Here is a 24,634-nt window from a genome sequence, read left to right as displayed (position 1 = left end):
AACGTGGCTCAACGGGTGGGCTTGCTCCACTGCTGATCGACATTGATCCTTCCTGACCGCCAATCCTACGGCCGCCAAAGCAAGCCTTCGAGCGCGACAGCGATGTTCATACGGTTGCCGTCTCCCAAGGCCTGAGGAAGCAAATCATTCACCCGGTCCAATTGCCGATTGAGCGTATTTCGGTGAATGCCAAGCTGGTCGGCCGTATACGCCGCATTACAGCCCTGTTTCAGATATGTGAGGAGGTTGCGCTTCAAATCCTCCGGCGCCCTGAGCAAGTCTCCGAGGACATCAGACGCAAACCGCTGGAACGCGCCATCATCCGGGATCAAGACTGTTTGAAGCCTGACCAGATCATGGTCCGCAACGCGTCGCCCATTCCGCGCCCCCGCGAGAATATTGCGCACAATGCGCGCAGAGTTTGCACTTTCCAGAAACCCGGCAAACCCCTGCCCCAAACGTCCGATCGCCACCATTACGCCGTCCGGACACTCTGACTCCAATTCAGCAGCCTGGATCTGCTTGTCAAAGCAAAGAAATATGGAGCTTTCGCCCTCCTCAACGCGCAGCCCCGGCGCGTGCCCCAGAACCTGTACTATCTGATCTGTCGCGCGGTTTACCAGGGCGCTATCAGGCTGCACATCCATCGCCCAAATTCGAACAACTGTGTGGCTGCGATCAAAACGATACCCCAGCCTTTGACCAGCGGAAAACGGATCCCCCAATTTCCCGCTCAATACCTGTTGCAGCACTTCTCGCTGTAAAGCCGGCGCCCCTTTCGCGAGTTCAGCCCGTTCTGCATCGATGAATCTCGAGAGGATCGCTAAAGCCGCATCAGTATAGTCACCAATGCTGCGCGCCGAACGATCCAGAACGGCCTTAAGCTCGTGTTTGTCAGATGTCAGGTCAAAGACGATCCGCATCCAGCGGCGCCAGGTGATATTCTGCGCAACCCGATACCCGTTCAGCGAAATATCAAGTTCTCCCTTGCGCACTTGCTCGCGAATGATGGCGTACAATTCCGAAGAGATAACCGGTGTGATCGGCCCGTTCGGATCTGACAGAATGGAATTGGCCCAGTGCATTACGCCAATCAGGTTTTCTCGCCGGATGACGCTTTCAACGAAGGGCAAATTGTCCGACTCGATAGCGGTGACCACGGCCTTGCCCACCTCATCGCGCCAGGATTGCGGCGCCTTCAGCACACGCTCTGCGCCTTGTCGCAATAGCTCGTCCACGCGCCCATCGAAACTGTTCATCATGCACTCACTATACCCCGAAAAGGTATGATGTGCACATCCCATTCCACACAGAACTAATAGATCGTGTGGTCTGATGGAGGCCTCTATGCCAATTGAAACCGATCCCGCTTTCTCTGTTGAACCGATTGATGTGCTGATCATCGGCGCTGGTATCTCTGGAATTGGCTGCGCGTGCTACCTGCAGCGTGAACTACCCGGCAAGAGCTGGGAAATTGTGGAAGCGCGTGAGACGTTTGGCGGGACCTGGGACTTGTTCAAATATCCAGGCATCCGCTCGGACTCCGATCTCTACACCTTCTCCTACGACTTCAAACCCTGGACCAGTCCGAACGCCCTCGCATCGGCCGAGGAGATCATGTCCTATCTCAAGGAAGCCGCCGAAGAGCACAACGTGCTGGAGCGGATCTCCTATAATCGGAAAGTCGTCAGCGCGTCGTGGGAAAGTGATGAAGCGTTGTGGACAGTCACAATCGAAAATAGCCAGACCGGCGCGCGCGAGACCCGCAAATGCCGCTGGCTTTTCGGCGCGACCGGTTACTATGACTATGACGAAGGCTTCCGACCAGCGTTCGAGGATGAGGATGCCTTTCACGGCCCGAAGATCCACCCTCAATTCTGGCCTGAAGACTTCGACTATTCCGGAAAGCGCGTTGCCATAATCGGAAGTGGAGCCACCGCGGTCACGCTGGTGCCCTCCATGACAGACAGGGCTGCACACGTCGTTCAGGTCCAACGCACCCCGACCTATATCATGCCGCGCCCCAAACAGGACAAGGTCGCGCTTTGGTTAAAAAAATGGTTGCCGCCCAAGGTCGCCTATGGGCTGACCCGTTGGAAAAACACGCGCGTACAGCGCTGGTTCTATCTGTACTGCCAGAAATTCCCTAACCGCGCGCGACGGCTGATCCGTAAGCTGAACCGCCAACATCTGCCAGCCGACTATCCCGTAGATGTGCATTTCAAGCCACCTTACAATCCGTGGGACCAAAGGCTCTGCGCTGTTCCAGATGCCGACTTCTTCAAGGATATTTCTGCCGGGCGGGCATCTATCGTGACCGGTCATATTGAACGGTTTACACCTGCCGGAATTCAGATGAAGTCGGGCGAACATGTAGATGCAGATGCGATCATCATTGCGACCGGCCTGAAGCTAAAGATGATGGGCGGTATCGACTTCACCGTAGACGGAAAACCGGTCGACGTATCTGATCACCTGGTTTTCAAAGGCCTGATGCTCGACGGTATCCCAAACTACAGTTTCGCGATCGGCTACACCAATTCCTCCTGGACTTTAAAAGTTGGGCTGGTGTGCGGCTATCTCTGCAAACTGCTGAAGGAAATGGACCGCCAGGGCAAAACAGTCTGCATTCCTCGACGCCCTGAAGGGGAGATCGTTACACGGCCCTTGATGGATTTTGGCGCCGGCTACGTCAAACGCGCGGTCGCTTCAATGCCGAAACAGGGAGATGATTATCCGTGGGAGATGTCGTCTGACTACACGACAGATATTGCCCTGTTCAAACGGGGCAAGGTTATCGACCCGGCCCTGGAGCTTTTCTAGCCATTCCAACCGCCAATCCAGCTCAAGACATTCAGGATACGTCAGATGATCAAGACATATGCAGGCAAGACTTGCGTCGTCACCGGTGCCGGCAGTGGTATCGGTCGGGAGTTGGCCCTCGCACTGGCACGCGCCGGCGCTCGTCTGGCAATTTCGGACATTGACCCTGTCGGCCTCGATGAAACCCAACAGATGCTGCACGCAGAGGGCGTGCAACTGCACAGTCAAATTCTGGACGTGTCCGACAGCGCTGCGATCTATGCCTACCCCGATGCCATTCTCAGCAAGTTTGGCGCAATCCACCAACTTTACAACAATGCCGGAATATCCGGTGGCGGACGTTCCATAGCCGACACGCCTTTGGAAACCATCCAGAAAGTCATCGACATCAACCTGATGGGGGTTCTGCACGCCTCGCGCGCCTTCATGCCCCACCTGGAAAGCAGCGGTTCAGGGATTCTCGTCAATATCTCCAGTCTGAATGGCCTCGTCGCACAGCCGAACGTCGCCATCTATTGCACGACCAAGTTTGCAGTCCGTGGCCTTACAGAAGCCATCCGGACGGACGCCCTGTTTTCCGGCGCGAATCTGCAGGTGGTCGTGGTCCACCCTGGCGGCGTCAAAACCAACATCGCCAAAGCGAAGGAAGCAGATCTCGCAAAGATGACGCCAGAAGAACGCGAGCAGGCTTTGAAAGTGCTGTCGGTCTACGAAAAGAAATTCCTGACTTATCCAGCGGATGCCGCGGCGATGGATATCCTCAACGGCGTTGCCAAGGGCAAGTGCCGTATCATTGTCACGCCGCAGGCCAAGCATTTGGACCGGCTCGCACGTCTACTGCCCGCATCCTATCCGAAGATCATTTCCAACGCGACGAAACGCATTCAACGCAAGCTCACTTCCAAAGCCTGAATTCACGGCACCCCTCCAACCTGCTTGCCTTTGGGGCATCGGCGACGCGCCTGAATCTGTTTGCTAAGTCTGCTTCGAAAGCATCAAGTTTCGGAGCATCACACATGTCGATCTGGAAGAATGGGGTCCCGCAACCGCAAGCCCTCACACATTACGAGTCACCTACCCTGGTTGAACACCTCGGGATTGAAGTCATTGACGCAACAGAAAATTCGCTGACTGCCAGGATGCCTGTCGATGGCCGCACGGTTCAGCCTCACGGCCGCCTGCATGGTGGCGCGTCAGTGGCCCTGGCAGAAACCGTTGGCTCTATTGCGTCCAACCTCACGCTTGATTCCAGTGAACAGGTCGGTGTCGGTCTTGAAATCAATGCCAACCATATCCGCCCGGTCATGAGCGGATACGTGTATGCGAAGGCAACCCCAGAGGCGCTGGGCCGAACAACTCAGATCTGGTCTATCCGCATCGTGGATGAGGACGGTCGACTGGTCTGTATTTCGCGATTTACCGTAGCGGTCATCCCGGCCAAACGCGCCTGAACAGGCACCAAAGGAAAAGCCCCCGAAATCCGCGAGGATATCAGGGGCTTGTTGGGTGCGGGAGGGCGCACCCAACAAAAGAGTAAGCTAGTAATTCCTTTTATTTCAGAGGGTTAGAGGTTTCCCTGCGAGCAACGATCATTCAAAGTTCCGGCAGGCGCCGGCTGATGCGTGCCAGAATATCGTCAAAGAGTGCAGGCTCCCTGTAGTAAAGCGCTCGTGACTTCGCATAAGCGTCCGCGTACGCCTTTCGCGTTTCTGCGTCGCTCAACAGAAAGGCTTCGTTCCTGGTGAGGTCCGGTTCATCTGCCTTGCGGAACCTTTTGGCCTTGTGGTCCTTGTACGCGTCTGTTCCGATGAACTCTTTCACTGAGGCGTCAGCGAGCAGGCAGTACACGTCATAATAGTGGCGCATGAAATTGACAGGCATGTCGCCGTCCGCCTGCTGCTTTCGGAATTTCGTTGAGATGGTCTGGAGCTTTTCGACAAAAGTATAGCCCGGCTCATAGCAAGGCACATCGACCGCGCGGGTGTCGGTCAGGTCTGCAATCCCACTCTCGACTGCAAGTTCGTAAGCCCAGGACGAAATCGTACATGGCCGGTTCGGCGCCACCTGGTCGAACCCGACTTCGAGCAGGATGCCTGCCTTCAGCCCTTCTGGCAGTGGATTCACCGACTCATACTTCAATCGAATGCCTGCGCCGCGATAGTGGCGTGTGTCGTCGAACTCTTCGTCGCGGACCACTTCGATAATGCCAGGAATTTTGATGGCTTCGGCCAGACCGTTGAAGAATTCGAGACGCGCCTTTACCTGCGCAGGCTTGTTGTGGTTTGGGCCATACTGGAGGTCGGTCTCTGGGTGGATCAGGATGTCGATGTCTTCCGAAAAACGGTCGATGAGGCCGTATCCCTTTGACAGCGAAGTTCCGCCTTTCAGCTCAAACTTATAGTCAAGCTGCTGCAGTCCCCAGAGGCAGTGCATCAACCAGTAGTCTTTTTCGATGAGGCCCGGATCGATAGTGTTGTTTCGCGCAGCAACAGCGATGAGGTCGGCAAAATCAGGCAGTGCGTGCAGGAGGGTCACGCGGCGGTTGCCTGATCAGGGTTCAATACAGGCTTGAGGAGCCTTGCAGCCCGCGCCGATCCGAAATCCTTCACCGCACGTGACAGTCGCGCGCGGTCCATACGTCGCGCACGCCTAAGTGCCTTGGGAAGCACTGCTGCCTTTTCCTCGGGAAGCCGATCGAGGTTGTGCAACAGATCCACCAGGAGGAATTCTTCGCTGAGGTTTGAAGGAACAGAGGTCCGCATGCGGAAGTCATAGCGTCGGCCATCCAGCTCGAAATGGCCGTGCCGTTTGCGATTATAAACTACCGGCTCATTGTAGAGCTGCGTCGTTCCCAATTCGAGGCTGTTATAGGCGTTTGGCGAAACCATAAGAAACCGGTCATCCCCCAGGAATGACTCAACCAGCTTCTCCGGCTTGGCGGGTGCCTGCCCGAACCGAGTTTTCTTCGGAGCCATATAGAGCCCTGCCCCAACCTTTTCGAGGCGTCCTTCGTCAAGCAGCTGTCCAACATGTCGATCGACAGCGTTTGACCAGGTCGCAAGCTCCTTGCGCCGGTACACCTGTCCGGGGCGCAATTTCCTTTTTAGTTTTGCAAGCGCGGTCATGTTCTGTCTCCATCACCCACAATATAGGGGTCATGCTCCATATTATGCAACATTTCTTATTAAAAAGTCATGCACAACAAAGACAATAAATGTTCCCCGTCAGCGACCATGAGACAGATCGGCCAAATTGCTTAAGGAGGATTTCTGGCACATCGTAGCCCGCCAAGGGAGCGAAGATGAGACAGAAATCCGGGCCGGAAGGATCGGCCGAAAAACATGTGAAAGAGATACGCCGTAAGACCCGGCGCAAATTCTCTGCCGAAGAGAAGATCCGCATTGTTCTGGAAGGCCTGCGCGGAGAATATTCGATTGCCGAACTGTGTCGGCGTGAGGGGATCGCCCAGGGCCTTTATTACACCTGGTCGAAGGAATTCCTCGAAGCGGGAAAGAGGCGGCTCTCCGGCGATACCGAGCGCCAGGCGACGTCCGGTGAGGTGAGCGGCTTGAAGCGCGAGATGCGGGATCTGAAGGAAGTCGTGGCCGACCTGACGCTGGAAAACCGCATTCTGAAAAAAAGCGTGATCGGGGATGGGGAGGATACCGAATGAGATACCCTGCCTCTGAGAAGCTGGAGATCATCCGGCTGGTCGAACAATCACACCAGCCGGTGAAGAAGACACTGGAACAGATCGGCGTGTCACGTCCGACCTTCTATCGCTGGTATGACCTTTACCGGCGGTTCGGTGAAGCCGGGCTTGAGGATCGGCGCAGCGGCTCCGGCCGGGTCTGGAACCGCATCCCGAACGAGGTGCGTCAGCAGGTACTGGAAATGGCCCTGGATCAACCGGAACTATCTCCCCGGGAATTGGCGGTGACGTTCACCGATGAGAAGCACTACTTCGTCTCCGAGGCCAGTGTTTACAGGCTTTTGAGGGCGCACAACCTGATCACGAGCCCGGCTTTCATCGTGATGAAAGCGGCTGATGAGTTCAGGGAGAAGACCACCGGGCCGAACCAGCTCTGGCAGACCGACTTCACCTATCTGAAAGTGATCGGCTGGGGATGGTTCTATCTCTCCACCGTGCTTGACGACTTCTCCCGCTACATCATTGCCTGGAAGCTCTGTACCGGCATGGCGACGAGCGATGTGCAGGATACGCTGAACCTGGCGCTTGAGGCTTCCGGACTCGATGAAGTAAACGTGATCCATCGCCCAAGACTACTCTCAGACAACGGACCTTCCTACATCTCTGGCGATCTGGCTGAGTATCTTGCCGACAAGGGAATGAAGCATACGCGCGGCGCGCCGTATCATCCCCAGACCCAGGGCAAGATCGAGCGCTGGCATCAGACCCTGAAAAACCGCATCCTGCTGGAAAACTACTTCCTGCCGGGAGACCTCGAAGCGCAGATCGACGCGTTCGTTGGCTACTACAACCACCAGCGCTATCACGAGAGCCTGAACAATCTCACTCCGGCAGATGTCTATACGGGCCGCGGCCAGACCATTCTGCTGGAACGTGAGAAAATCAAAAGGAGGACCATGAAACTACGGCGCTTGCAGCACGCCCAATCCGCTGCTTAACTCAACCCAGATGCGCCAGACCCTCCTTAAGTCAGGCAGCCTGAAGTCTCAAATACCTGACGACGGACAGTCCATCAAAAAGGACTAAATTGTGCTGACTCGAAGAGACACGTTATGGGGTATGGGCGGGCTCTCATTGTCCTTAGCAGCGTGTGGGCAAGCAGGCTATCCCCAAAGTCCGCATAACTCTGATAGGAACCTTCTCAAAATACCTCAGTTGCTTTCCGGAACAAAGAATGGCGCTTACACAGAATATAATCTGAAAATCCAAAATGGAACTTCAACATTTTTTGAAGGCCGTTCGACGTCCACTATCGGCGTAAATCAGGCCTATCTCGGTCCAACGCTTCAAATGGATGTCGGATCTATTGTAAAAATCAATGTCAACAACACGCTGCAAGAAGATACTACACTTCACTGGCATGGTTTCCACGTGCCGGCCAAATATGATGGCACACCACACCAGACGATAACACCGGGTGAGACCTGGACCGCGCAGTTTGAAGTACGCCAAAAGCCCGCCCTTTTCTGGTACCACTCTCACGCCCACAAACAAGCCGGTCCGCAAGTGTATCGCGGCCTTGCGGGTCCCATTATCGTAAAAGATCCCAATCGACTTGAACCTGACTTACCTAATACCTACGGCGTCGATGACGTGCCGTTGATCGTTCAGGACAGACTGTTCGGGAATAATGGCGAGCTAGTGTATTTAAGATCTATGCATGACATCATGATGGGAATGCAGGGCGACACCTTGCTCGTCAATGGTGTGGTTGACCCTGTTTTTGAGAGCAAGACTGAGCTTTTGCGCCTACGATTGCTTAACGGCTCGAATGCTCGCATTTATGACTTTAAGTTCGCGGACCGACAAACCTTTTTGATGATTGGATCCGACGGGGGGCATTTAGAGACCGCTTTAGAAATGTCGCAGTTAAGGCTTTCGCCGGGAGAGCGTGCAGAGATCCTCGTTGATATGCGCTATGGTCAGCCACGGCAGTTGATAGCTGCATCCACAACGAATGGAATGGGTATGATGGATGGCGCTATGATGGGCGACCGATGGTGGCGTGGTAATAATCGCAGGGATACAGACACATCAGCTTTCAACGTCTTACTTATCGTCCCCAACGCAAACCTAGACTCCTCTCCGCCAGTACCCACAACCTTCAAGAAACACGCCGCTATCGATCCAGGAAGTGCCGTAAAAATGCGTCAATTTGTGCTCCGAATGGGGATGGGTATGCGGGCAGAAAATGGGTTTACGATAAATGGCCGTTCTATGGATATGGGCCGTATTGACGAGCGCGTGAAGTTGAATACGACGGAAATTTGGGAAGTCCAAAACGCTTCTTGGATGCCTCATCCGTTTCACGTACATGATGTCCAATTCAGAATTTTGGACCGCAATGGTAGGCCCCCTGCTCAGCACGAAACCGGCTTAAAGGATACTGTACTGCTAGCGCCGCGCGAGCGCGTGCGGTTGCTGTTGTCATTTAAAGATTATGCAGACCCGGATACACCTTACATGTACCATTGTCATATACTCGAACATGAAGATGCCGGGATGATGGGGCAGTTCGTCGTCGAAACATAATCCATACAATACCTAACAGACCGAGTGGTTATCCCGATCTCCTATCCTGTTTGATTGGAAGCTTCATATGAGCGCTCACCCAACCTATTCAACCGATAGTATCTTGATTTGCAACTATCTGTTTCTCTGAAGGTCTCATACCTTTCAACATCACTATTGCTAAACCAAGAACAATGGCGATGTCAGCGAGATTGAAGGTTGGCCAGTGAAATCCTAAAACATGAATATCAATGAAATCTGTAACAACGCCGTCAATCAGACGGTCAATGGCGTTGCCCAGAGCGCCGCCGATGATCAATCCGGCCCAGATTGCATCATGCTTATACGTGGCGCGCCACAACCGCATCGCCAAATAAGCAGACACGATGAACGCGATGAAAGCCAGTGCCCATGGCGCCCACTCGCTGTTTGAACTTAGCAGACCGAAGCTGACGCCGCGATTATACCCCAGTCTCAAATCTACAAACGGGAGCAGCTCAACCAAGCCGCCGGACTCGGTCAAATAGGGTATCATAGTGGCTTTTGTGGATAGGTCGGCGATCAGGATCACTACCGCGATAGAGGTTCCCAGCCAACGAACGTGCTGCGTCATTCTGGGTTTGCCTCACTCGCCAACGGGTCTGTCTTGCGGGACGTGACGACACTTAGATCGCGACGCGCATCGCGCAAAATGTTCCACGCCGAATGAAGAAACAAAGCCGCAATCAGGAAGGCCACGATGAGGTCGGGCCAGCGAGTAGACGTCAAGGCAACCAGACCTGCGGCGATGATAACAGCCACATTGCCGATCGCATCATTGCGTGAAAAAAGCCACACAGCGCGCATATTGGCGTCACCGTCGCGATAAGGCAGCAAAGGCAGGACAGCGATGAGATTCACGATCAAGGCAACTAACGCGAAAAGTCCCATTAAGCCGGCTTCAACAGGTGTGTCCGTGAGGGTCTTGAGAACGGTAGAGGCGAGCACCCAAAGCCCGAGCAGGCCGAGAAAGATGCCTTGAATGAATGCAGACCGCGCCCGCCAGGCCAGCGACCAACCGATCGCAAGTAGCCCGAGAAATGTGATCGACCCGTCGCCTAAAAAATCGAGGGCATCTGCTTTCAGCGCCTGAGAATTGGCCATGAAGCCCCCGAAAAGCTCTATGACGCCGTAGCCCACATTCAAGGCAACAACGATCCATAGGGCTCGGCGATAACCGGGTGAACGGATCTGTTCTTCATCAACTCCGCAGCAATCATCATCCGCCATAGCCTATCCTCTCCTCCTAACATTTGAGCGAAAACAGCTTCATGGAACGGCGTTACGACCGTCAAACTTGTCTGTTTCATTCATTGATTTAGTTCGTTGCACCCTATAGCTGCTATAGGTTCAAGGGGAAAAATGAAATGCCAGACCAAAACCGTTCAATTGGGCAGTTATCAAAACTCTCCGGGGTAAAAATCACGACAATACGGTATTATGAGTCTATCGGACTGCTCCCTGAACCGGGACGCACATCAGGTGGACAGCGAGTTTATGACGAAGCGTCGTCCAATAGGCTGCTCTTTATTCGGCAATGCCGTGATCTCGGCTTTCCAATCGAAGCCATTAGGGAACTCATTGACCTTCAATTGACTCCTAATGCAGATTGCCTGGAAGTAGACCGAGTTGCCCGTCACCATCTTGGAGAAGTGGACAAGCGTCTGAAGCAATTGCGCGCCCTTAAAAAGGAATTGAAAGATATGATTGTGTCCTGTGCCGGAGGCGAAGTAGCGACGTGCACGATAATGGAGAGCATCACCAAAGCAACACGTTGATCGCTCAATGGGTTAAAGTAGGAATTCACCTCTTGACTCTCTAGCAGCTGTAGGGATTAGACAATCTACCAAACAGGCCGATTGGGCTCGTTCAATATCGCCGCGGATGATCACTTTTCTAGCGGAATGGCTGTCCGTCGTCAGGTATTTGAGACTTCAGGCTGCCTGACTTAAGGAGGGTCTGGCGCATCTGGGTTGAGTTAAGCAGCGGATTGGGCGTGCTGCAAGCGCCGTAGTTTCATGGTCCTCCTTTTGATTTTCTCACGTTCCAGCAGAATGGTCTGGCCGCGGCCCGTATAGACATCTGCCGGAGTGAGATTGTTCAGGCTCTCGTGATAGCGCTGGTGGTTGTAGTAGCCAACGAACGCGTCGATCTGCGCTTCGAGGTCTCCCGGCAGGAAGTAGTTTTCCAGCAGGATGCGGTTTTTCAGGGTCTGATGCCAGCGCTCGATCTTGCCCTGGGTCTGGGGATGATACGGCGCGCCGCGCGTATGCTTCATTCCCTTGTCGGCAAGATACTCAGCCAGATCGCCAGAGATGTAGGAAGGTCCGTTGTCTGAGAGTAGTCTTGGGCGATGGATCACGTTTACTTCATCGAGTCCGGAAGCCTCAAGCGCCAGGTTCAGCGTATCCTGCACATCGCTCGTCGCCATGCCGGTACAGAGCTTCCAGGCAATGATGTAGCGGGAGAAGTCGTCAAGCACGGTGGAGAGATAGAACCATCCCCAGCCGATCACTTTCAGATAGGTGAAGTCGGTCTGCCAGAGCTGGTTCGGCCCGGTGGTCTTCTCCCTGAACTCATCAGCCGCTTTCATCACGATGAAAGCCGGGCTCGTGATCAGGTTGTGCGCCCTCAAAAGCCTGTAAACACTGGCCTCGGAGACGAAGTAGTGCTTCTCATCGGTGAACGTCACCGCCAATTCCCGGGGAGATAGTTCCGGTTGATCCAGGGCCATTTCCAGTACCTGCTGACGCACCTCGTTCGGGATGCGGTTCCAGACCCGGCCGGAGCCGCTGCGCCGATCCTCAAGCCCGGCTTCACCGAACCGCCGGTAAAGGTCATACCAGCGATAGAAGGTCGGACGTGACACGCCGATCTGTTCCAGTGTCTTCTTCACCGGCTGGTGTGATTGTTCGACCAGCCGGATGATCTCCAGCTTCTCAGAGGCAGGGTATCTCATTCGGTATCCTCCCCATCCCCGATCACGCTTTTTTTCAGAATGCGGTTTTCCAGCGTCAGGTCGGCCACGACTTCCTTCAGATCCCGCATCTCGCGCTTCAAGCCGCTCACCTCACCGGACGTCGCCTGGCGCTCGGTATCGCCGGAGAGCCGCCTCTTTCCCGCTTCGAGGAATTCCTTCGACCAGGTGTAATAAAGGCCCTGGGCGATCCCCTCACGCCGACACAGTTCGGCAATCGAATATTCTCCGCGCAGGCCTTCCAGAACAATGCGGATCTTCTCTTCGGCAGAGAATTTGCGCCGGGTCTTACGGCGTATCTCTTTCACATGTTTTTCGGCCGATCCTTCCGGCCCGGATTTCTGTCTCATCTTCGCTCCCTTGGCGGGCTACGATGTGCCAGAAATCCTCCTTAAGCAATTTGGCCGATCTGTCTCATGGTCGCTGACGGGGAACACTTTCTTGATTTAAACCCCTATGGGGTATAAGTGGTAGTCATGAACTTTGTTGTCGCAACTCTCGTGACGGTATTTTTCAGCCTGTCGCAGGTGCTCTGCGCGTGTCCCGTCGATATGTCGGCGACGAATAGCATGGCAACCGAGTTCACCGCTCATTCTCACCAGGCGCCCGCCGATGGGCCTGAGGCGCCCTGCGATGATGAGACTGATCACTGCAAGCTTCAGACAGCAACGGTCGCCCAAGCCGACAAGACGGCGAACCCGGTCCAGCACGTATTAGGCGATACGACGCCCATCGGGCTTGCTACACCCTCATGGCAACACGCATGGAAGCGCGTCGTCAATGTCCGCACGCCCTGGCCTGAGGTCCGAAGTTACCTGCTGCAACAAACGCCAGTCACATTGAAGGTGCGTTCCCTGAGCTGATTTCGTGCGTCGCTGCATTAGCAGCCCGATTGCATAAATTCACCTCATGGAGACGATTATGTTGAACAGACGACGTATGTTGCAGACGGTGCTCGGCACCGGCGCAACCTTGGGGGCAAGCAGCCTCCTGCCCGCTTGGGCAAAATCTTCCAGCAACGGAAACCTTGGTGTGCCCTCACTTTCGGGCACGCGCTTCGACCTCGAAATCGGGCAGTTCCCGGTCAGGCTCAACGGCAAAGTCGGTATGGCAACCGGAATCAATGGCACACTTCCCGGTCCGCTCTTGCGGTTGCGCGAGGGCGATGACGTTACAATGAACGTCACCAACCGGCTTGCCGAAGACACTTCGATCCATTGGCACGGACTGCTTGTCCCCTTCCATATGGACGGCGTGCCGGGCGTCAGCTTCCCGGGCATCAAACCGGGCGAAACGTTCAACTATCAATTCAAGGTGCCGCAAAATGGCACTTACTGGTATCATTCCCATTCTGGTCTGCAGGAACAACTCGGCCATTACGGTCCGATCGTCATAGATCCGGCAGGTACAGACCCAGTGGCTTATGACCGGGAATATGTGCTCGTCCTCAGCGACTGGAGTTTCACGCATCCGCACCGGATCTTCGACAAGCTCAAGAAGAATGCCGAGAGCCTGAATTTCAACCGCCCGACCCTGTCGAACCCAACCGGACTTGGCGGCATGTGGGGGCAGATGCGAATGAGCCCGCGCGATCTCGCAGACGTGACCGGCGAAACCTACACCTACCTGATCAATGGCCATTCGACGGCCGATAATTTCAATATGGTTTTCCAGCCGGGCGAGCGGGTTCGCCTGCGCATTATCAACGCCTCCGCCATGACCCTCTTCAATGTCCGCCTCCCGGGCTTGCCGATGACGGTGGTCCAGGCCGACGGTCTGAATGTCCAGCCGGTTGAGACCGACGAGTTCCAGATGGGCGTGGCCGAGACGTATGATGTCATCATCGCGCCGACCGAAGCGCGCGCCTACGCCTTTGTTGCCGAATCGATCGACCGCTCCGGCCAGGCCGTCGCCACGCTCGGCCCGCGTGCCGGTATGCGGGTCGATGCGCCTGCGCTTCGAGCTGTGCCGATGCTGACCATGCGGGACATGGGAATGGCCCATGGAGACATGGCGGGCATGTCAGGCATGGGGAGAATGGATCATGGTCCGGACACCGCGACGGCCGGGGATGACATGAAAGGCCACGACATGGGTGCCATGTCGATGATGCCCGATCCTCATGGTCCGGCGGTCCAGCCCGTCAAGATTGAAGCAGATATAGAGCGCGGCCCCGGTGTCGCAAAAGTATCAGGCATGACGATGAGCCGCTTGGGCGAACCCGGTCTCGGGCTTGATGATGTCCCCCACCGCACGCTCACCTACAACCAGCTTCGCGCGCTCGACATGAATGAGGACCATCGCCCGCCTGGCCGCGAAATTGTCATTCATCTGACGTCGAACATGGAACGCTACATGTGGTCGTTTGACGGTGTAAAATTCTCCGAGGTAACCGAGTCAATCAAGTTCTACGAGGGTGAACGTGTTCGCCTGACGCTCGTAAACGATACAATGATGCCACACCCGATCCATTTGCACGGCATGTTTTTCGATCTCGTGAATGGCGGTGGTCATCACATGCCGCGCAAGCACACAGTAACGGTCAAGCCTGCAGACAGGGTCAGCGTCGACATCACCGCAGAACATGTCGGTGACTGGGCGTTCCACTGCCATCTGCTTTACCACATGCACGCTGGCATGATGCAGGTCGTCAGCGTCATTCCGCCAGCAGACGATACGACACCAGCTGAAAAAATGCCGGCAGGTCAGATGAATATGCCCATGGACCATCACGGCATGAACCATGGGGAGGGAAAATCATGATGAAACCGAATTTGGCAGCCCCTCTCCTCCTCGGCTTCGCGCTCTACGCGACCGGCAGCGCGTTCGCGGAAGACACAAATCAAACCCCGCCCTGGGATCAGGCCGACGCCATCTACGGCGAGGATGCAATGGCGGACGCTCGCCGGGACGTTCTTGCGGAAGGCGGAGACCAGAAGAGCTTCTACATCCTCTTCAACCAGCTCGAGGCTCAGATGTCTGACGAGGGCGACAGTTTGTACTGGAACGGACAGGCTTGGTATGGGGGCGATATCAACAAGCTCTGGTTCAAGAGCGAGGGCCGCGCCTCTCTGAATGGAGAGGGCGTGGATGATGCCGAGATCCAGGCGCTCTATTCCCGCGCGGTTGCGCCTTTCTGGAATGTTCAGGCGGGCGTTCGCTACGACATCGAACCGGATAGTCTCGCGCATGGGGTCGTCGCACTGAATGGTCTGGCGCCCTACTGGTTCGAAGTCGACGCTTCCGCCTTTCTCAGTGAAAAAGGCGATGTAACGGCCCGCATCGAGGCTGAATATGAGTTGCTCCTGACCCAGCGGTTGATCTTGCAGCCTCGGATCGAAGCAAATCTTTCCGCGCAGGACATACCGGAAAGGGAAACGGGCGCGGGACTTAGCACACTCGATGCCGGCTTGCGGCTTCGTTATGAAATCAGGAGGGAGTTTGCGCCTTATGTCGGCGTCGAATGGCAAAGCGCCTTCGGTGAGACACGCGACATGATCAAAGCCGCAGGCGGTGAAGGCGACGATATCGTCTTTCTCGTGGGCCTGCGGACCTGGTATTAGGAGAACAAAATGGGCGGTTTCATAGAACCCAATATTCACCCCGTGCTGGTGCATTTTACCTATGCCCTCGGCACATCTGCAGCCTTGGCATATGTGGCTGGCCTCCTCGTACCTGCAGGCCGCTGGCGCGACAGCCTTCGACCGGCCGCCGACTGGATGCTGGCATTGGCTGCCTTGGCGGTTCTGGCCACCATCGCGGCCGGGTTTCAGGCCTATTACAGCGTTGCTCACGATGCGCCGTCCCATGAAGCGATGACAACCCATCGCAACTGGGCTGTTCCCACGGGCCTCGCATTACTGGCCCTCGCCGGTTGGCGCTGGCTGAGAAGGGCCTCGTCGCCCGGCCCGGTATTTGCGATCAGTGCCCTGGCGGTGGCAGGTCTTTTGACGGTTACAGCGTGGTGGGGAGGCACAATTGTCTACAAGTACGGACTTGGCGTGCAGACCCTTCCTGAAGCCAGCGGGCCAGGCCACGATCATGATCATGGCGGCGGAGCCGGTCATGGCGACCAAGGCACCGTAAATTCAACAGACGATCATCAAGACGCTCACGGAGCGCCTCCATCCGACACGATGGATGGATCATCGGCGAGCGGCGATGGACATGATCACGACCATACCGACGGTGCAGCTGATCGAGAAATGTCAGGCACGGTCCCCGCCGGACACGACAACTCCGACGGCCATCACGACACCAAACCGGTCTCGACTGATGAACAGGCGATCCTGGATATCATGGCCGCGATCGAAACCGGTTGGGAGACCGGCGATGGCGAACTGTTCCGACAGAACTTTCTCGACTGGTCAGGCGCCCGGTACTTTGAGTCAGGCGGCGAGAATACTGGCCTGCTCGACCTTGTCGAAAATCATGTCGAGCCCGAAAAAGATACCATTCCGGATCTCGAACTCGACTTCTCGAATATAGACGTGCAATTCGAGGGAAGTGACTTTGCATGGGCTGTCGCGGACACAGCGATCAGTGGAACGTTCAGCTCCGATGGCGAACGCCTGGAGCGTATCGGGAAACAAACGGTGCTGTTCCGCAAGGTCGCCGGCACCTGGCAGGTCATTCACACGCACTCGTCCTCCCGTGCGCCGCGATAAGGAGGAAATCCAAACTGCCGCTTGCCGGCCAAGTTGAAAAGCAACCGGCAAGCGGCGATGATATTGAATATACCCCCTAGGGGTATTATACTACGACTGTCCTACTTGCTCTTGCCTGGACCGCTGGAGGTCAGAATGAAAATTATCCCCGTCGGACACTCGCTGTCTCTGTTCCTGCTCGTCAGTTATTTGCTGTGCGTCGGCTGGGGGAGTGTGACGCCGTCCAGCCTTCACATGCATCCAGCATGGCAGGATCTACTGCCCGGATTTGAGTTTGGAACGCTGACTGGTTTCCTGATCGGCCTTGTCGAGAGCTATCTCTATGGCTGGTACATCGCCCTTCTGTTCGTTCCCTTGTTCAACTTCTTCAACCGAAACAGCAGCGCATAAAAGTGATGCATACCCTCATCCTGTGAAGCACTCCTGCTGAAAGAGTCAGAGCCATGACCAACGACACTTCTCACGCCCATTCCGGACATGCGTGCCATCACAACGATCAGGCCGCTCCAGAGAAGCCCGATGATGCCTATGACAAGGTTCCGATCGGCTATGCCGGCACCGTCTGGACCTGTCCCATGCATCCGCAGGTACGCGAAACTGCCAATACAGGCTGCCCGATCTGCGGCATGGCGCTCGAACCGGAAACGGTGACGGCCGAGCAGGATACCAGCGAACTGGATGACATGACGCGGCGCTTCTGGGTCGCCCTTGTCTTCTCGGCGCCACTGCTCGCCTTTGTCATGGGCGAAATGATTCCCGGCAGCCCGCTCAGGCACTGGATTGATCCGACATGGAGTGTCTGGCTTCAGGCCCTGATCGCGACTCCCGTTGTCGTTTGGGCCGGCTGGCCTTTCTTCGTGCGCGGCTGGCAATCCGTGAAGCGACGCAACCTCAACATGTTCACCCTGATCGCGATGGGCGTCGGCGTGGCCTATATTTATTCCCTGGTCGCAACATTCGCGCCCGGCATATTTCCCGATTCATTCCGTGGGCATGGCGGCGCGGTAGCAGTCTACTACGAGGCGGCCGCCGTCATCGTTACGCTGGTTTTACTTGGCCAGGTGCTCGAACTGCGCGCGCGCAACGCCACCTCAGGAGCCATTCGTGCACTGCTGGAGCTTGCCCCTGCTACTGCGCGCAGGATTGCTGACGATGGCAGCGAACAGGATGTCGATCTCGCGGATGTAAAGTCTGGCGACAAGCTGCGGGTCCGGCCAGGTGAGAAGATCCCGGTCGATGGCGAGGTCGTCGACGGCCATGGGTCGGTTGACGAGTCCATGGTCACCGGCGAACCCCTGCCCGTCGAAAAAGCCGCTGGCGCCCGTGTGACCGGCGGCACGGTCAACGGAACCGGGTCGCTCGTTATGAAGGCGACACATGTGGGCGAAGACACGCTCTTGTCCCAGATTGTCCGAATGGTTGCCGCCGCTCAGCGGTCCCGAGCTCCAATCCAGCGGCTCGCTGATCTCGTCGCTGCCTGGTTCGTTCCGGCTGTTATTGGAATTGCAATCCTGACCTTTGTCGTGTGGGCCGTGTTCGGACCCGACCCGGCGATGGCTTTTGCGATCGTGAATGCCGTTGCCGTCCTGATCATCGCATGTCCCTGTGCGCTAGGTCTGGCAACCCCGATGTCGATCATGGTCGGCACGGGCAAGGGCGCGTCCAACGGCATCCTGATCAAGAATGCTGAAGCGTTGGAGACGCTTGAGAAGGTCGATACGATCGTGGTCGACAAGACCGGGACGTTGACGCTCGGACGCCCCGAACTGGTACGCGTCCAGCCAGGCGAAGGCTTCGACGAAGCCTCGTTGCTTAGTCTCGTAGCCGCGGTGGAACGTTTGAGCGAGCACCCACTTGCCGACGCGATCGTGCGTGGCGCAAAAGGCAAGGGCGCGCCTCACAAGGATGCGCACGGATTTGAATCCGTCACTGGCGAAGGTGCGCAGGCAAGCGTCGACGGCCAAATCGTCGCCATCGGCAACAGAAAGATGATGCAGCGGATCGGGGGCTGGTCTGACGACCTCGGGACACGCGCTGACCAGTACCGCACCGAAGGCCAGACGGTTATGTTCGCCGCCGTCGACGGAAAACCGGCAGGCCTTGTCTCTGTGGCGGACCCGATCAAGGAGACGACACCGGAAGCCATCAGACGTCTTCATGCCGAAGGGTTGAAGATTGTGATGTTGACAGGTGACAATGAGACGACAGCACGCGCGGTCGCCGACAAGGTCGGCATCGATGAGGTTCACGCCGACGTCTCGCCTGAAGACAAGCATCGGATCGTGTCCGAACTCCAGAAGAACGGTGCCCGCGTGGCCATGTGCGGTGACGGCATAAATGATGCGCCCGCGCTCGCTCAGGCGGATGTCGGAATCGCCATGGGAACCGGAACCGATGTGGCCATGGAGAGTGCCGGTGTAACGCTTGTGAAAGGCGATCTGATCGGGGTCGCAAAGGCCCGGGAGCTCAGCCACGCCACGATGCGCAACATCCGCCAGAACCTGTTCTTCGCGTTCTTCTACAATACGCTTGGCGTGCCGGTTGCCGCTGGCATTCTGTATCCCTTCTTCGGCTTGTTACTGAGCCCGATGATCGCGGCGGCCGCCATGAGTTTCAGCTCCGTATCTGTTATCGGCAACGCCTTGCGGCTGAGAACCCTTAAACTCTAATTTTCCGGAGCACAGACATGTCCAGACCACTTGCTATGAGCGCGCTCGGTGCGCTGATGATTGCAGCCCTGATAGCGGGCGTGATGCTCTTCTCCGCGTCACCCGCAGCCAACGCGCAAACAGTCACTGTACACAAGACGCCATGGTGCGGTTGCTGCGCCGCCTGGGTGGACCACCTGCATGACGAGGGTTTCTACGTCATCGTGAAAGAGGAAGAGGACCTGACACCCATTCGGTCACGGCTTGGTGTTCGGGATGAACTGATGAGTTGCCATACCGCAGAAGTCGACGGATATGTCGTTGAAGGTCACGTTCCCGCTCGGGAAATACGACGCTTGCTCGAAGAAAAGCCTGACGTCAACGGCGTCTCGGTGCCCGGCATGCCGCAAGGCTCTCCCGGCATGGAAACACCGAACGCGCCAGATCGGTATGATGTCATCATCTTCTCTGGAGAGGATGCCAGGACATATGCCTCCTATCGGGGAACGCAATTGGTCTCCGAACAGGCAAGACCATGAGTGAGGATGACTACAAGCAAGGGTCACTGACGCTGGCGGGCACCGTCGCCATGGGGACGGGCGTGATGATCGGTGCCGGCATCTTTGCCCTGACCGGTCAGGTCGCTGAATTTGCCGGCGACCTGTTTCCGCTCGCCTTCCTCACGGCAGCCATCATCAGCGGCTTCAGCGCCTATTCCTATATCAAGGTCTCCAACAAGTATCCTAGCGCCGGCGGCATCGCGATGATACTCCGCCGCGCTTACGGCCCGTCTACCGTGACCGGAAGCGCCGCCCTGCTGATGGCGTTCTCGATGATCATCAATGAAAGCCTGGTCGCCCGCACGTTCGGTACGTACACGCTGCAGCTGTTTGGCGTCGAGGGCGGCATATTCGTCCCCTTGCTGGCAATCGGACTGATTATCCTGGCTTTCGTGATAAATATTGCCGGTAATCAGGTGATCGGCGGCGTATCGAAGGTCACGGCTATTCTCAAGATTGGTGGCATACTGATTTTCGCGCTTATTGCGATCTGGGCTGCCGGATTCAGCTTCCAGCCAGCAGCAGATGGTTTCGCTGACAGCACATCTGCCGGTGGATTCCTGGCCGGCGTCGCGCTCGCCATCCTGGCCTATAAGGGATTCACCACCATCACGAACAGTGGCGACGAGGTGAAGGAACCGACCCGCAATGTCGGGCGGGCCATCATGATCTCGCTTGCGATCTGCACTTTCATCTATCTCCTTGTCTGTTTCGCTGTCGGATCAACCCTCACTGTCTCGGAGATTGTTGCGGCGAAGGACTATGCTCTCGCCGAAGCGGCCCGGCCAGCACTTGGAAACTATGGATTGTGGTTCACAGTAACGATTGCGATCATCGCGACAGCTTCAGGCCTGCTTGCCAGCTTGTTTGCCGTCTCCCGCATGCTCGCCATGCTGACCGACATGAACCTGATTCCGCATAGACATTTCGGCATGCCCGGAACGGTACAGCGTCATACGCTCGTCTATACGGTTGTGGCTGCCGGATTGCTCGCGGCTTTCTTCGATCTCAGTCGCATCGCTTCGCTTGGCGCAATCTTCTATCTGGTCATGGATATCATTATCCATTGGGGCGTCTTCCGGCATTTGAGAAAGGATGTCGGCGCCGCACCTGCAATCCTTATCTGTGCGATAGCGCTCGATGCCGTCGTCCTGATCGCCTTCCTCCTCCTGAAGTGGCAAGCCGATCCAGTCATCATCCTGATCGCGGCTTTCGGCATGGTTGTAGTCTTTTCATTCGAGCATTTCTTTCTGAAACGTCTCCGCGACAATCCTCCCGGAGAGGAGTCCGGAAACAACCAGCACAAAGCCCATTCATGATCATTGCAACCTTGATCGGACTGCTCACTTTTGTGCTGGCAAGCACGGTGCATTATCTCGCACTGGCGCATCTGCACCGACGCCTGAACCATGAAGCGCGTTCAGGTCTCCCGATCGTTGTTTCGGGTATCGTAGGTGCAGGCCTGGCGCACCTCGCTGAGGCAGCGCTCTATGCAACCAGCTTTACGCTACTGGATGCCTTTGACTTGGGTGGTTTCAAGGGCGGCGAAGCGGACGGGTTCATGGACATATTCTATTTCTCCCTCGTCAACTACACATCGCTTGGGCTGGGCGATATCTATCCAACCGGACATTCGCGGTTCCTGGCGGGACTGGAATCACTCAATGGTTTCCTGCTGATTTCGTGCTCGGCATCCTTCATTTTCCTCCTGATGCGAAACCAAATGGATGGTCCAACTTCAGGCGGAATTCAAGCATCGGATTAACTCGGAACCTGTTCACACACTTCTCCGTTAGTCGTGGAAATACCCCACCACTGTATAAGGAGGATGTTGAAAGTGGATATGAAGAACAGTTATTGGCGGTTTGGCGCAATGATCATCACATCGATGATCGTGATGTTTGGGCTGATGTACCTCAACACCTATGCGTGGGAGCATGTTCGCTGGAGCGAAACGCGCTTCTACATGGCCTTCATCATGGGCGCCGCGATGGCCGTCGTGATGCTGAGCTTCATGCTCAACATGTACAAGGACAGCCGGATCAATTTCGGCATTTTCATTGGCGCTGCGGTCGTGTTCGTCCTGGCCCTCTGGCTGGTGCGCAGCCAGAGCACTGTCGACGACCGGTCCTACATGAAAGCGATGATCCCCCACCACTCCATTGCCATCATGACAAGTGAACGCGCCGGCATCGAGGATGTCCGTGTGCGCGAGCTTGCCGACGAGATCATCACGGCGCAGCGCCGCGAGATCAAGGAAATGGAATGGCTGATTTCCGACATCGCGGAGAATGGCCCGGCATCGACGGAAAGGGAGGCGGCGAGCCGCCCCGTTCCCCCCTTTGAAGGCACGCTCAATCCAGACGACGCTGCCGGGGCAGCCATCGCGGAGGACTAACGCGCCTTCCACGTCCAGTCAGACCCATTCGATCCCGAAAAGGAGCGAAACAGAATGAGACTTGAAAAGATCAAGACACAGGGCCTTGCCCACCTTTCCTACTTCCTGAGCGCCGATGGCGAAGCTGCGGTCATCGATCCGCGGCGTGACATCGACATCTATCTGGACCTCGCCCGTGAGGAAGGCTCTGTCATCAAGCACGTCTTCGAAACCCACCGGAACGAGGACCTGCTCTCAGGCGCCCCTGTCCTGAAGGAAGAGACTGGCGCAAAGGTCTGGCACGGGCCGAACCCTGAAAAGCCGATCCAGTATGCAGCCGAGACGCGGGAAGGCGACACGTTCGAGATTGGCGGCGCGCTCCTGAAGGTGCTTGAAACGCCCGGGCACACCGACGACAGCCTGTCCTACGTGCTTTATGACAAGAGCTTTGAGGAAGGCCCGGTTGGCGTGTTCACGGGCGATGCCCTGTTCATTGGCGATGTCGGGCGCACGGACTTCTATCCCGACCGCAAACGCGAAGTCGCCGGCCTGCTCTATGACAGCCTGGAGAAACTGATGAGGCTCGGCGACCAGTGCCTCGTCTATCCCGCGCATGGCGCCGGTTCGGTTTGTGGCTCGGGCATGGCCGACCGGGAGTTTTCCTCCATCGGCCATGAAAAGCTCAACAATCCGAGCCTGCAGATCGATGACCGGGAGGCTTTCATCGACGCCAAGGTAGCCGAGAACCACTACATCCCGCCATACTTCCGGCGCATGGAAGAGGGCAATATGGAAGGCACCGAAGCTGCGCCGCCGGCGCCCCTGCCCGCTTCCCCGGCCAGGTTGCTCGATCCGGGCGATGCGGTCTGCCTCGATGTCCGTGGCATATTCGACTTTGCCGGCGGACACCGCACGGGCTCGCTCTGCATCCCGGATGACATGCTTGCCGCCTTCGCGGGCTGGTTGCTGCCAGGCGACAAACCGGTGCTGCTGGTAGCGCGCGATGACGACCAGGCGGTCGATGCGGCCACCACGCTTCAGCGGATCGGCTTCGACAATGTGAGCGGATTTGTCAGCGGCGCCATGCCCGTGGCGGTCCAGAACGGCCCGCTCGACACACTCGACTTCGTCGATACCGAAACCGTCGCCGCGCGCGTAGACAACCCGCCGGCTGGCTGGACCCTGCTCGATGTCCGGGCCATCGACGAATATGAGAGCGGCCATATCAAGGACAGCAAGCACGCTTATGTCGGCAAGCTGCCTGATGCGGCCAGTGACCTCGACCCGGACAAGCCCGTCACCGTCATGTGCGGAAGCGGCGCCCGGGCCACCATTGCCGCCTCGCAGCTCATGCGGAAGGGGTTCTCCGAGGTCGATGTCTATATCGGCTCGATGAAGGCGTGGACCGCAGCTGGAAATGCCATTGAGTGATGACTGTCAGTCCATCTTGGGCTGAACCTTTCGTTTCTGACGCATGAAGAGACTGGAAATTGCTTCACGAGGTCCCCATATGGATACCCTGTATGGGGTATTTGCCATGAAGACTGAAACCAAAGAGGCCGCGACCCGAAGGCTTGCCCGCATCGAGGGACAAGTGCGCGGCATCACGAAGATGGTGTCCGACGATCGGTATTGTATTGATGTCATTCGTCAGGTGCAGGCTGTGAAGGCCGCGCTTGTCGGCCTCGAGGCCGTTATCCTGGATGACCATATCGCAACGTGTGTGGATCATGCCCTGACCGGAAGCAATGTCGATGACCGGCGTGAAAAGGTCGAGGAACTTGTTGCTGTGCTTGGTGGCCGCAAGAAGTAGCGGCCTCACAGTTTGTTGAAATGAAAGTTTTAATCTTTTCACGTATTTGAACAATGATGCAGTTTGTGACCCGCCTCCTGACACTGTTTGCCGCTGCCTTCATGGCGGCTCATCCGGTCATGGCGTGTCCATTGATGGTCGGGACCTCCGAAACCGCGCCGACTGAAATGAGCAGCAATCACCCCTGTAATGACATGGCGATGGAAGCCATGGCCGACACCGGGCATACAGATCAGGCATCATCGTCTGATTGCCCCGCGGGATACGACTGTGCACCCATGCTTATCCAGGCGCACAGTGACGCCAATCCAGTTGCACCTGTTGCGAATGTAGACGCAGAATTTGCTGCGGTTCTCGCTAACCCACCAAAGGCATTCCTGCCAGAGCGCGAAACGCTAAAGACCGGGCCTCCACCTCGGCTGGATATCGTCCAGCACACGCCAATATCGCTAAAGCAGCGCTTCCTGAATTGAGAGCGATGACCTGCGGCCGCCACAGCAGCCCGTC

General features: G+C 56.5%; 25 protein-coding genes. 19 read left to right on the top strand and 6 right to left on the bottom strand.

Features of this window, described 5'->3' with window-relative positions:
- Nucleotides 1–65: 65 nt before the first annotated feature.
- Nucleotides 66–1,262 carry a PucR family transcriptional regulator gene (locus tag HF931_RS10795; protein ID WP_273240089.1) on the bottom strand — a complete coding sequence of 399 codons (1,197 nt, stop codon included), beginning with the start codon at nt 1,260–1,262 and terminating at the stop codon, nt 66–68.
- An 85-nt stretch (nt 1,263–1,347) separates the two neighbouring features.
- Between HF931_RS10795 and HF931_RS10790 the strand changes: the two genes are divergently transcribed.
- From HF931_RS10790 to HF931_RS10780, 3 genes are all read left to right on the top strand, one after another.
- Complete coding sequence (locus HF931_RS10790) at nt 1,348–2,823, top strand: flavin-containing monooxygenase (RefSeq protein ID WP_273240087.1); 1,476 nt, start codon at nt 1,348–1,350, stop codon at nt 2,821–2,823.
- Nucleotides 2,824–2,868: 45 nt separating this feature from the next.
- Nucleotides 2,869–3,735 (top strand): SDR family NAD(P)-dependent oxidoreductase, encoded by an 867-nt coding sequence (locus HF931_RS10785; RefSeq protein WP_273012773.1) that lies wholly within the window; start codon nt 2,869–2,871, stop codon nt 3,733–3,735.
- Nucleotides 3,736–3,839: 104 nt separating this feature from the next.
- Nucleotides 3,840–4,274 (top strand): hotdog fold thioesterase, encoded by a 435-nt coding sequence (locus tag HF931_RS10780; protein WP_035550405.1) that lies wholly within the window; start codon nt 3,840–3,842, stop codon nt 4,272–4,274.
- A gap of 142 nt (nt 4,275–4,416) precedes the next feature.
- Here the strand turns inward: HF931_RS10780 and HF931_RS10775 are convergent, their stop codons facing one another.
- A complete protein-coding gene (locus HF931_RS10775; RefSeq protein WP_013301472.1) occupies nt 4,417–5,358 on the bottom strand; it encodes a nucleotidyl transferase AbiEii/AbiGii toxin family protein in 942 nt (313 codons plus the stop codon).
- Entirely contained in the window at nt 5,355–5,948 is a 594-nt protein-coding gene (locus HF931_RS10770; protein WP_084394437.1) for a hypothetical protein, read from the bottom strand. The genes HF931_RS10775 and HF931_RS10770 overlap by 4 nt, the downstream gene beginning before the upstream one ends.
- 176 nt (nt 5,949–6,124) lie before the next feature.
- Between HF931_RS10770 and HF931_RS10765 the strand changes: the two genes are divergently transcribed.
- A protein-coding gene (locus HF931_RS10765) for an IS3 family transposase (RefSeq protein WP_095380815.1) occupies nt 6,125–7,473 on the top strand; the annotation gives its coding sequence in 2 pieces (ribosomal slippage) (nt 6,125–6,458 and nt 6,458–7,473; 1,350 coding nt in all).
- Nucleotides 7,474–7,690: 217 nt separating this feature from the next.
- Nucleotides 7,691–9,067: a multicopper oxidase family protein gene (locus HF931_RS10760; protein ID WP_198943683.1), complete on the top strand. Its 1,377-nt coding sequence runs from the start codon at nt 7,691–7,693 to the stop codon at nt 9,065–9,067.
- Between the two features lie 88 nt (nt 9,068–9,155).
- On the opposite strand, the gene lspA is transcribed toward HF931_RS10760, so the two are convergent.
- Together lspA and HF931_RS10750 are read right to left on the bottom strand one after the other, a co-directional pair.
- Nucleotides 9,156–9,659 (bottom strand): signal peptidase II, encoded by a 504-nt coding sequence (gene lspA / locus HF931_RS10755; RefSeq protein ID WP_084391394.1) that lies wholly within the window; start codon nt 9,657–9,659, stop codon nt 9,156–9,158.
- Nucleotides 9,656–10,315, bottom strand: coding sequence for a cation diffusion facilitator family transporter (locus HF931_RS10750; protein WP_084391393.1), 660 nt, complete (start codon nt 10,313–10,315; stop codon nt 9,656–9,658). Before HF931_RS10750 ends, lspA begins: the two co-directional genes overlap by 4 nt.
- Nucleotides 10,316–10,452: 137 nt before the next feature.
- Here HF931_RS10750 and HF931_RS10745 point away from each other — a divergent pair, with 137 nt between their 5' ends.
- The gene (locus HF931_RS10745) at nt 10,453–10,863 is read left to right on the top strand and encodes a MerR family transcriptional regulator (protein ID WP_084391392.1); all 411 of its coding nucleotides are present in this window, start codon (nt 10,453–10,455) and stop codon (nt 10,861–10,863) included.
- A gap of 200 nt (nt 10,864–11,063) precedes the next feature.
- On the opposite strand, the gene HF931_RS10740 is transcribed toward HF931_RS10745, so the two are convergent.
- A protein-coding gene (locus HF931_RS10740) for an IS3 family transposase (protein ID WP_095380815.1) occupies nt 11,064–12,412 on the bottom strand; the annotation gives its coding sequence in 2 pieces (ribosomal slippage) (nt 11,064–12,079 and nt 12,079–12,412; 1,350 coding nt in all).
- 126 nt (nt 12,413–12,538) lie between these two features.
- Between HF931_RS10740 and HF931_RS10735 the strand changes: the two genes are divergently transcribed.
- From HF931_RS10735 to HF931_RS10675, 13 genes are all read left to right on the top strand, one after another.
- Nucleotides 12,539–12,925 carry a hypothetical protein gene (locus tag HF931_RS10735; RefSeq protein ID WP_034813575.1) on the top strand — a complete coding sequence of 129 codons (387 nt, stop codon included), beginning with the start codon at nt 12,539–12,541 and terminating at the stop codon, nt 12,923–12,925.
- A 58-nt stretch (nt 12,926–12,983) separates the two neighbouring features.
- Entirely contained in the window at nt 12,984–14,825 is a 1,842-nt protein-coding gene (locus HF931_RS10730; protein WP_084391414.1) for a copper resistance system multicopper oxidase, read from the top strand.
- Nucleotides 14,822–15,625 (top strand): copper resistance protein B, encoded by an 804-nt coding sequence (locus tag HF931_RS10725; RefSeq protein WP_034813580.1) that lies wholly within the window; start codon nt 14,822–14,824, stop codon nt 15,623–15,625. Before HF931_RS10730 ends, HF931_RS10725 begins: the two co-directional genes overlap by 4 nt.
- Before the next feature lie 9 nt (nt 15,626–15,634).
- The gene (locus HF931_RS10720; RefSeq protein ID WP_084391413.1) at nt 15,635–16,729 is read left to right on the top strand and encodes a DUF2231 domain-containing protein; all 1,095 of its coding nucleotides are present in this window, start codon (nt 15,635–15,637) and stop codon (nt 16,727–16,729) included.
- Nucleotides 16,730–16,864: 135 nt separating this feature from the next.
- Nucleotides 16,865–17,119, top strand: coding sequence for a hypothetical protein (locus HF931_RS10715; protein ID WP_034798659.1), 255 nt, complete (start codon nt 16,865–16,867; stop codon nt 17,117–17,119).
- Nucleotides 17,120–17,172: 53 nt separating this feature from the next.
- A complete protein-coding gene (locus HF931_RS10710; RefSeq protein WP_273240077.1) occupies nt 17,173–19,398 on the top strand; it encodes a copper-transporting P-type ATPase in 2,226 nt (741 codons plus the stop codon).
- A gap of 17 nt (nt 19,399–19,415) precedes the next feature.
- Nucleotides 19,416–19,916, top strand: a complete 501-nt coding sequence (locus tag HF931_RS10705) for a DUF411 domain-containing protein (protein WP_034827461.1) — start codon at nt 19,416–19,418, stop codon at nt 19,914–19,916.
- A complete protein-coding gene (locus HF931_RS10700; RefSeq protein WP_273240075.1) occupies nt 19,913–21,256 on the top strand; it encodes an APC family permease in 1,344 nt (447 codons plus the stop codon). Before HF931_RS10705 ends, HF931_RS10700 begins: the two co-directional genes overlap by 4 nt.
- Nucleotides 21,253–21,702 carry an ion channel gene (locus tag HF931_RS10695; protein ID WP_034827464.1) on the top strand — a complete coding sequence of 150 codons (450 nt, stop codon included), beginning with the start codon at nt 21,253–21,255 and terminating at the stop codon, nt 21,700–21,702. Before HF931_RS10700 ends, HF931_RS10695 begins: the two co-directional genes overlap by 4 nt.
- Nucleotides 21,703–21,780: 78 nt before the next feature.
- Nucleotides 21,781–22,335 (top strand): DUF305 domain-containing protein, encoded by a 555-nt coding sequence (locus HF931_RS10690; RefSeq protein ID WP_034827488.1) that lies wholly within the window; start codon nt 21,781–21,783, stop codon nt 22,333–22,335.
- Nucleotides 22,336–22,389: 54 nt separating this feature from the next.
- Nucleotides 22,390–23,745 carry an MBL fold metallo-hydrolase gene (locus tag HF931_RS10685; RefSeq protein WP_034827466.1) on the top strand — a complete coding sequence of 452 codons (1,356 nt, stop codon included), beginning with the start codon at nt 22,390–22,392 and terminating at the stop codon, nt 23,743–23,745.
- Between the two features lie 106 nt (nt 23,746–23,851).
- Nucleotides 23,852–24,127, top strand: a complete 276-nt coding sequence (locus HF931_RS10680) for a metal-sensitive transcriptional regulator (protein WP_034798806.1) — start codon at nt 23,852–23,854, stop codon at nt 24,125–24,127.
- Nucleotides 24,128–24,183: 56 nt separating this feature from the next.
- Nucleotides 24,184–24,600, top strand: a complete 417-nt coding sequence (locus HF931_RS10675; RefSeq protein WP_198943684.1) for a hypothetical protein — start codon at nt 24,184–24,186, stop codon at nt 24,598–24,600.
- Nucleotides 24,601–24,634: the final 34 nt, after the last annotated feature.

Origin of the sequence: Hyphomonas atlantica corrig., from assembly GCF_017795365.1 — a bacterium.
GTDB classification, from domain to species: domain Bacteria; phylum Pseudomonadota; class Alphaproteobacteria; order Caulobacterales; family Hyphomonadaceae; genus Hyphomonas; species Hyphomonas atlantica.
Note: the sequence above shows the minus strand (reverse complement) of the source record. Positions and strands in the feature narration are given on the sequence as shown.

Excerpts from the sequence above, each read along its gene's own strand:
- HF931_RS10795 (WP_273240089.1), bottom strand. The coding sequence starts at position 1,262 with ATGATGAACAGTTTCGATGGGCGCGTGGACGAGCTATTGCGACAAGGC.
- HF931_RS10790 (WP_273240087.1), top strand. The coding sequence starts at position 1,348 with ATGCCAATTGAAACCGATCCCGCTTTCTCTGTTGAACCGATTGATGTG.
- HF931_RS10785 (WP_273012773.1), top strand. The coding sequence starts at position 2,869 with ATGATCAAGACATATGCAGGCAAGACTTGCGTCGTCACCGGTGCCGGC.
- HF931_RS10780 (WP_035550405.1), top strand. The coding sequence starts at position 3,840 with ATGTCGATCTGGAAGAATGGGGTCCCGCAACCGCAAGCCCTCACACAT.
- HF931_RS10770 (WP_084394437.1), bottom strand. The coding sequence starts at position 5,948 with ATGACCGCGCTTGCAAAACTAAAAAGGAAATTGCGCCCCGGACAGGTG.
- lspA (WP_084391394.1), bottom strand. The coding sequence starts at position 9,659 with ATGACGCAGCACGTTCGTTGGCTGGGAACCTCTATCGCGGTAGTGATC.
- HF931_RS10750 (WP_084391393.1), bottom strand. The coding sequence starts at position 10,315 with ATGGCGGATGATGATTGCTGCGGAGTTGATGAAGAACAGATCCGTTCA.
- HF931_RS10745 (WP_084391392.1), top strand. The coding sequence starts at position 10,453 with ATGCCAGACCAAAACCGTTCAATTGGGCAGTTATCAAAACTCTCCGGG.
- HF931_RS10735 (WP_034813575.1), top strand. The coding sequence starts at position 12,539 with ATGAACTTTGTTGTCGCAACTCTCGTGACGGTATTTTTCAGCCTGTCG.
- HF931_RS10730 (WP_084391414.1), top strand. The coding sequence starts at position 12,984 with ATGTTGAACAGACGACGTATGTTGCAGACGGTGCTCGGCACCGGCGCA.
- HF931_RS10725 (WP_034813580.1), top strand. The coding sequence starts at position 14,822 with ATGATGAAACCGAATTTGGCAGCCCCTCTCCTCCTCGGCTTCGCGCTC.
- HF931_RS10720 (WP_084391413.1), top strand. The coding sequence starts at position 15,635 with ATGGGCGGTTTCATAGAACCCAATATTCACCCCGTGCTGGTGCATTTT.
- HF931_RS10715 (WP_034798659.1), top strand. The coding sequence starts at position 16,865 with ATGAAAATTATCCCCGTCGGACACTCGCTGTCTCTGTTCCTGCTCGTC.
- HF931_RS10710 (WP_273240077.1), top strand. The coding sequence starts at position 17,173 with ATGACCAACGACACTTCTCACGCCCATTCCGGACATGCGTGCCATCAC.
- HF931_RS10705 (WP_034827461.1), top strand. The coding sequence starts at position 19,416 with ATGTCCAGACCACTTGCTATGAGCGCGCTCGGTGCGCTGATGATTGCA.
- HF931_RS10700 (WP_273240075.1), top strand. The coding sequence starts at position 19,913 with ATGAGTGAGGATGACTACAAGCAAGGGTCACTGACGCTGGCGGGCACC.
- HF931_RS10695 (WP_034827464.1), top strand. The coding sequence starts at position 21,253 with ATGATCATTGCAACCTTGATCGGACTGCTCACTTTTGTGCTGGCAAGC.
- HF931_RS10690 (WP_034827488.1), top strand. The coding sequence starts at position 21,781 with ATGAAGAACAGTTATTGGCGGTTTGGCGCAATGATCATCACATCGATG.
- HF931_RS10685 (WP_034827466.1), top strand. The coding sequence starts at position 22,390 with ATGAGACTTGAAAAGATCAAGACACAGGGCCTTGCCCACCTTTCCTAC.
- HF931_RS10680 (WP_034798806.1), top strand. The coding sequence starts at position 23,852 with ATGAAGACTGAAACCAAAGAGGCCGCGACCCGAAGGCTTGCCCGCATC.
- HF931_RS10675 (WP_198943684.1), top strand. The coding sequence starts at position 24,184 with ATGCAGTTTGTGACCCGCCTCCTGACACTGTTTGCCGCTGCCTTCATG.